The sequence below is a fragment of the Streptomyces sp. rh34 genome, from assembly GCF_002551245.1.
Lineage (GTDB): Bacteria > Actinomycetota > Actinomycetes > Streptomycetales > Streptomycetaceae > Streptomyces.
This window is the reverse complement of sequence record NZ_NTGZ01000082.1, coordinates 22,308-28,702: the sequence shown is the minus strand read 5'-3', so window position 1 is coordinate 28,702 and position 6,395 is coordinate 22,308. Positions and strand designations below refer to the sequence as shown.

Here is a 6,395-nt window from a genome sequence, read left to right as displayed (position 1 = left end):
GACCTCGACGGGTACGGACTCGCCGGTGAGCATGGAGGCGTCCACGGCGGAGGAGCCCTCGACCACGGTCCCGTCCGTCGCGATCTTCTCCCCGGGACGGACCAGGAAACGGTCCCCGACCTGCAGTGCGGCGGTCGGGATCGTCGTCTCGACGCCGTCACGCAGGACCGTGACCTCCTTCGCCCCCAGCTCCATCAGCGCCTTCAGCGCCGCCCCGGCCTTCCGCTTCGAGCGTGCCTCGAAGTAGCGCCCGGCGAGGATGAACGCCGTCACCCCGGCCGCGGCCTCCAGGTAGATGTTCGCGGCGCCGTCGCTGCGCGCGATGGTCAGCTCGAAGGGGTGCGTCATCCCGACCATGCCCGCGGTCCCGAAGAACAGCGCCCACAACGACCACAGGAACGCGGCCGACGTGCCGACGGAGATCAGCGTGTCCATCGTCGCCGCGCCGTGCTTCGCGTTGGTCCAGGCGGCACGGTGGAAGGGCCAGGCGGCGTAGACGACGACCGGTGCGGTCAGCGTCAGGGAGAGCCACTGCCAGTAGTCGAACTGGAGGGCCGGGACCATCGCCATCGCGATCACCGGTACGGCGAGGAGGACGGCGATGATCAGGCGCTGGCGCAGGGAGGTGAGCCCGTCGTCCTCGCTCTCCGCCGCCAGGCCCGCCGTGTCCGCCGCGCCCGTATCGTTGCCCCCGGGGGAGGCGGTCGACGCGGGCGGTGCGGGTGGCCGGGCGGTGTAGCCGGTGGCCTCGACGGTCGCGATCAGGTCCTGGACGGACACGTCGGCGCCCAGGTAGGTGACCTTCGCCTTCTCGGTGGCGTAGTTCACGGTGGCCTCGACGCCGTCCATCCGGTTGAGCTTCTTCTCGATACGGGCCGCGCACGAGGCGCAGGTCATCCCGCCGATCGCGAGCTCGACCGCGGCGGTGTCGGCGGCGGAGCCGGCAGCGGTGGTGGCGGTGGTGGCGGAGTGCGCGGACACGGGGTCCTCCCTGAAGCCGTCGGATACCCCTAGGGGGTATCTCTTTCTCTCCCCATGTATACCCCCCGCCCCTATGAAGCGCAAGGGGTGATCGCGACACATGCGCCCGTTCCGCACCGGTGTGCGCGCGGCGCGCGTCACCCGACTGCGGGGTCGGCTCGCGCGCTGTCGTGGTCGTGCGTTCAGATAGAGGGCTGCGCTGCCCGTCTACCGACCCGTAGGCTGGCCATTGGACTAGACCTATAGCTGCGTATCGGAGGAATGGGGACCCATGAGCAACCGTGCAGTCCTGGAGGTGATCGCGCTCGACGCGGAGGACGCGGTCGCTGCCCAGGCCGGTGGTGCAGACCGCCTCGAACTGGTCACCGACATGGCCGCCGACGGTCTGACCCCGTCGCGGGAGACCTTCGCGGCGATCAGGTCCGCCGTGGACATCCCGCTGCGCGTGATGCTGAGGGTGGCGGACGGCTTCGCCGCCGGTGACATCGATGTACTGGTCGGCAGGGCCCGCGAGATGCGGGAGGCGGGGGCCGACGCGTTCGTGTTCGGCTTCCTCGACGGGGAGGGCCACGCCGACCTCGTCGCCGTCGAGCGGCTCGTCGCCGAGCTGGACGGCTGCCGGTGGACGTTCCACCGGGCGATCGACCGGGCCGCCGACCGCGACGCCCTGCGCAAGCAGCTCGCGGACCTGCCCGGCCTCGACACGTTCCTCACGGCGGGCTCGCCGGCCGGGGTGGACGCCGGCATCCCGACCCTCCTGGCCGAGGCGACCCGTACCGGCGAGCCGGGATACGAGGCCCAGGTCCTGGTCGGCGGCGGCCTCCACCTGCACCACCTGCCCCGGCTGCGGGCGGGCGGGATCGACGCCTTCCACATCGGCGGTGCCGCCCGGCCCGGGGGCTGGTCGGCCCCGGTGGACGCGGCAGCCGTACGGGAGTGGCGCGAGGCGCTGGACGCCTGACGGGCGGAGGGGCGGGACCATGGGAGGTCCCGCCCCTCCGCGGCACCGCTACGTCAGCGCCGGCGGCAACGGAGCCGCGTGCAGCACCGTGAGCCCGGAGACCGCACGGGTCAGCGCCACGTACAGCCGCCGCAGCCCGGTCCGCTCGTCCGGCTCGCCGTCGACCACGGCCGCCGGTTCGTCGAGCACCACGTAGTCGTACTCCAGGCCCTTGGCGAGCGACGCGGGCACCAGCGTCAGACGGGACGCGGCGGTCGTCTCCTCACCGGGGGAGAGATACGCGTGGCCCGCCGCCGTCAGGGCCGCGCCCAGCGCCGGGATCCGTGCGTCGGCGGCGATCAGCCCGATCGACCCCTCGTGGCGCAACGACTCCTCGCAGGCGGCGACGACGGCAGCGTTCAGCGCATCCGACGGGTCGGCCGGGCCGGCCGCGTCCAGATCGTCCGCACCGCCCGCCACCTCCCGTACGACCAGCGAACCGGGCGACTCACGCACCGACTCCACCGCCGCGAGCCCCGGCGAGATCACGGGCAGCAGCCGGGAGGCGTACGCGATGACCTCGCGCGGCACGCGGAAACCGGCGGTCAGCTCCTCCACCACCGCGTCCGCCTTGCCCAGGTGGAACAGTGCCTCGCCCCAGCTCTCCGTGGACCACGGGGTCGTCCCCTGGGCGAGATCGCCGAGCACGGTGGCCGAACCGGTCGAGCACCGCCGCCCCACCGCCCGGTACTGCATGGGAGAGAGGTCCTGCGCCTCGTCGAGCACGACATGGCCGAGCGAGTGCGTACGGGCGATGAGGTCCCCCGCCTCGTCGATCAGCACGGCGTCGGCAGCCGACCACTTCGCGGACTTCACGCTGCGGGCGGGCTTCGCCCACAGGACCCGCTTCTGCTCGTCCTCGTCCAGCAGGCCCTCCGCGTGCGCGGCCAGGAACTCCGCGTCGGAGAGCAGCCGCAGCACCAGCTTCGCCGGATCCACGGCAGGCCAGACCGCCTTGACGGCCGCCTTCACCGCGGGGTTCCGGGCGACCGCGTTCTGCACCCGGTCGTCGGGTGCCTCCCCGGCCTCCTCCATCCGTACGAGGACGGCGTGCGCGATCCGCTGCGGCAGCGCCTCGTGCGCGGCCCCGTACCGCATGTCGCGGGCCAGCAGCTCGTCGACCATCTCCTGGACCTCGTACGCGGGCACGCGCCAGCGCCGGGACCCGCGCACCACGACGACGGGCTCGGCGGGCGGTGTGACGTGCGAGCGGATCGCCCGCCGCAGGACCTCGGCCATGCGGGCGTCGCCCTTGACGACGGCGGTGGCCGCCTCGTCCTCGCCCCGGACCTCGACGCCGGTGCGCACCAGGTCGTCGACGGTGGCCTGCTTCACCTCCAGCTCACCGAGGGCGGGCAGGACCTGCTCGATGTAGTGCAGGAAGGAACGGTTCGGCCCGATGACGAGGGTGCCGGTGCGCGCGAGCCGCTCGCGGTGCGCGTACAGCAGGTACGCCACCCGGTGCAGACCGACGGCGGTCTTCCCGGTGCCGGGCCCGCCCTGCACGCAGACGGTCCCGCCGAGGCCGCTCCGTACGATCTCGTCCTGCTCGGGCTGGATGGTGGCGACGATGTCGCGCATCGGGCCGACGCGCGGCCGCTCGATCTCCGCCTGGAGGAGCCGGCTGGTGTGCTCGGCCTCGGCGGGGTCGGTGAGGTGCTCGTCCTCGTACGCGGTCAGCTCACCGGCGGTGTAGCCGAAGCGCCGGCGGAGCCCGACGTCCTGGGGGTTCTTGCGGGACGCCTGGTAGTACGGCTGGGAGACCGGCGCACGCCAGTCGATGACCATGGGGTCCCCGACGGCGTCGTGGACGTGCCGGCGCCCGATGTAGAACCGCTCGCCGTCCGCGCCTTCGGCCAGCTCGCCGCCGACGGCGTGGAGGTAGTCGAGGCGGCCGAAGAACAGCGGGGTGTGGGAGAGGTCGGCGAGCGCCTTGATGCGGTCGTCGATCTGGGACTGGAGCACGGTGGCGTTGACCCAGTTCGCGGTGACGTCGCGGATGTCGAGGGCCTGGACGTCCTCGCGCATCCCGCGCAGGGCGGCGCGGGACGCGGCGAGATGGGCGCGCTCGTGCGCCAAGGGGTCGGCGGCGCCGGTGGGGTCGGGGGTGGAATCGCTTTCTGCTACGTGCGCGGGCACGGTGTTGCCTCCGGCTCTTCAACGCAGGACGGCGGACCGGACGCGCTGCGGTGCCATGGCGGCACGCGGAGCGGCGGGGTCCGCTGGGAAGGTACGTATCCGTAGGTGTCGGCCGGTTTCCGTCCGGTCGGCGGCGCTCCCGGGGCCGGGAAGACGGCGCGGGAGGCGGGCAGACCCGCGATTGTAGCCACGGAGCGGGCCGGCGGCGAACCGGAATACGGCCTTCGCGGCCCCCGGGCCGGGCCTCTGCCGGATGCTCCCCGGGGCGGAGACGCCAGGGATACCCGTAGGGGACGCGCGCGCCCGGAGCGGTACCGGAGGGCTAGTCGCCCGGCCCCGGGGTTCCGTCTGCGGGCCGACGCGCCCGAACGGGTGACGGGAGCACCATGGATACATGAGCACAGCCACTCTGAACCCACGCAGGACCGGCCCCGCGCACGGCGCGACCGCGGCCACCGGTCACCACCGACCCCACCGCGTCGGCGACGCGGTGCGCGCCGTGAAGGTGTTCGTGACGGCGGCGTTCGGCGTCGTCGTCCTGGGGGAGTACGCGGAGGAGGCGGGCGTCGTCGGCCGGGGCCGCTGAACGCCCGCCCTCCCCGGGAGCCTCAGCCGTCGGCGAGCAGCTCGTCCGCGTCGACGATGCGGTACGCGTACCCCTGCTCGGCCAGGAACCGCTGGCGGTGCGCCGCGAAGTCCTGGTCGATGGTGTCGCGGGCGACGACCGAGTAGAACCGGGCCTCGTGCCCGTCGGCCTTCGGACGCAGGACCCGCCCCAGCCGCTGGGCCTCCTCCTGCCGCGACCCGAAGGTCCCGGAGACCTGGATGGCGACGGTCGCCTCGGGCAGGTCGATGGAGAAGTTGGCGACCTTGGACACGACGAGGACGCTGATCTCGCCCTGGCGGAACGCCTCGAAGAGCTTCTCCCGCTGGGCGTTGCTGGTCTCACCCTTGATCACGGGGGCGTCCAGATGCTCGCCCAGCTCGTCGAGCTGGTCGATGTACTGGCCGATGACGAGGGTCTGCTCCCCCTGGTGCTTGCGCACCAGCGCCTCGGTCACCTTCCGCTTGGTCGCGGTGGTGGCGCAGAACCGGTACTTCTCCTCCGTCTCGGCGGTCGCGTAGGCGAGCCGCTCGGAGTCGGTGAGATTGACCCGGACCTCGACGCAGTCGGCGGGCGCGATGTAACCCTGCGCCTCGATCTCCTTCCACGGAGCGTCGAACCTCTTCGGCCCGATGAGCGAGAACACATCGGACTCACGCCCGTCCTCGCGCACCAGCGTCGCCGTGAGACCCAGCCGCCGCCTGGCCTGGAGGTCGGCGGTGAACTTGAAGACGGGTGCGGGCAGCAGGTGGACCTCGTCGTAGACGACCAGGCCCCAGTCGCGGGAGTCGAACAGCTCCAGGTGCGGGTAGACGCCCTTACGACGGGTGGTCAGCACCTGGTAGGTGGCGATGGTGACCGGCCGGATCTCCTTCTTCGTCCCGCTGTACTCGCCGATCTCCTCCTCGGTCAGCGAGGTCCGCTTCACCAGCTCGTGCTTCCACTGCCGGGCGGAGACGGTGTTGGTGACGAGGATCAGGGTGGTGGCCTTGGCCTCGGCCATGGCGCCGGCCCCGACGAGCGTCTTCCCCGCGCCGCACGGCAGCACGACGACACCGGACCCGCCGTGCCAGAACCCCTCGACGGCCTGCTTCTGGTACGGCCGCAGCGACCAGCCGTTCTCGGCCAGCTCGATCGGATGGGCCTCGCCGTCGACGTACCCCGCGAGGTCCTCGGCGGGCCAGCCCAGCTTGAGCAGGGTCTGCTTGACCTGCCCCCGCTCGGAGGGGTGCACGGCCACGGTGTCCGGGTCGATCCGCGCCCCGACCAGCGGCTGCACCTTCTTCGACCGGAGGATCTCCTCCAGGACGGGCCGGTCGGTGCTGGTGAGCACGAGCCCGTGCACGGGGTGCTTGGACAGGGTGAGCCGCCCGTACCGCGCCATCGTCTCGGCGATGTCGACCAGGAGCGCGTGCGGCACGGGGTAGCGGGAGTGCTCGACCAGGGCGTCGACGACCTGCTCGGCGTCGTGCCCGGCGGCACGGGCGTTCCACAGCCCCAGCGGGGTGACCCGGTACGTGTGGATGTGCTCGGGCGCACGCTCCAGCTCCGCGAACGGCGCGATGGCACGACGGCAGGCGTCCGCCCGGTCGTGATCGACTTCGAGGAGCAGCGTCTTGTCGCTCTGGACGATGAGGGGTCCGGTCACGCGCTTCGGCCCTTTCTGCGGGG

Annotated in this window: 5 protein-coding genes; 2 read left to right on the top strand and 3 right to left on the bottom strand. The window is 72.5% G+C overall.

Features of this window, described 5'->3' with window-relative positions; all coding sequences use genetic code 11:
* Positions 1–981, bottom strand: a 981-nt coding sequence (locus CR470_RS17345; protein WP_143663821.1) for a heavy metal translocating P-type ATPase, incomplete at its 3' end; no start/stop codon positions are given.
* Between the two features lie 271 nt (positions 982–1,252).
* Here CR470_RS17345 and CR470_RS17340 point away from each other — a divergent pair.
* Positions 1,253–1,942, top strand: a complete 690-nt coding sequence (locus CR470_RS17340; RefSeq protein ID WP_097868503.1) for a copper homeostasis protein CutC — start codon at positions 1,253–1,255, stop codon at positions 1,940–1,942.
* Between the two features lie 48 nt (positions 1,943–1,990).
* On the opposite strand, the gene CR470_RS17335 is transcribed toward CR470_RS17340, so the two are convergent.
* On the bottom strand, positions 1,991–4,120 hold the full coding sequence (locus tag CR470_RS17335; RefSeq protein ID WP_097868502.1) for a HelD family protein: 2,130 nt from the start codon (positions 4,118–4,120) through the stop codon (positions 1,991–1,993).
* Between the two features lie 394 nt (positions 4,121–4,514).
* On the opposite strand from CR470_RS17335, the gene CR470_RS17330 reads away from it, so the two are divergent.
* Positions 4,515–4,706 (top strand): hypothetical protein, encoded by a 192-nt coding sequence (locus CR470_RS17330; protein WP_069757591.1) that lies wholly within the window; start codon positions 4,515–4,517, stop codon positions 4,704–4,706.
* Positions 4,707–4,728: 22 nt separating this feature from the next.
* Here the strand turns inward: CR470_RS17330 and CR470_RS17325 are convergent, their stop codons facing one another.
* Entirely contained in the window at positions 4,729–6,372 is a 1,644-nt protein-coding gene (locus tag CR470_RS17325; RefSeq protein ID WP_097868501.1) for a DNA repair helicase XPB, read from the bottom strand.
* Positions 6,373–6,395 lie beyond the last annotated feature (23 nt).

What these genes read in the sequence shown, in the direction of transcription:
- CR470_RS17340 (WP_097868503.1), top strand. Translation starts at nt 1,253, where the DNA reads ATGAGCAACCGTGCAGTCCTGGAGGTGATCGCGCTCGACGCGGAGGAC.
- CR470_RS17330 (WP_069757591.1), top strand. Translation starts at nt 4,515, where the DNA reads ATGAGCACAGCCACTCTGAACCCACGCAGGACCGGCCCCGCGCACGGC.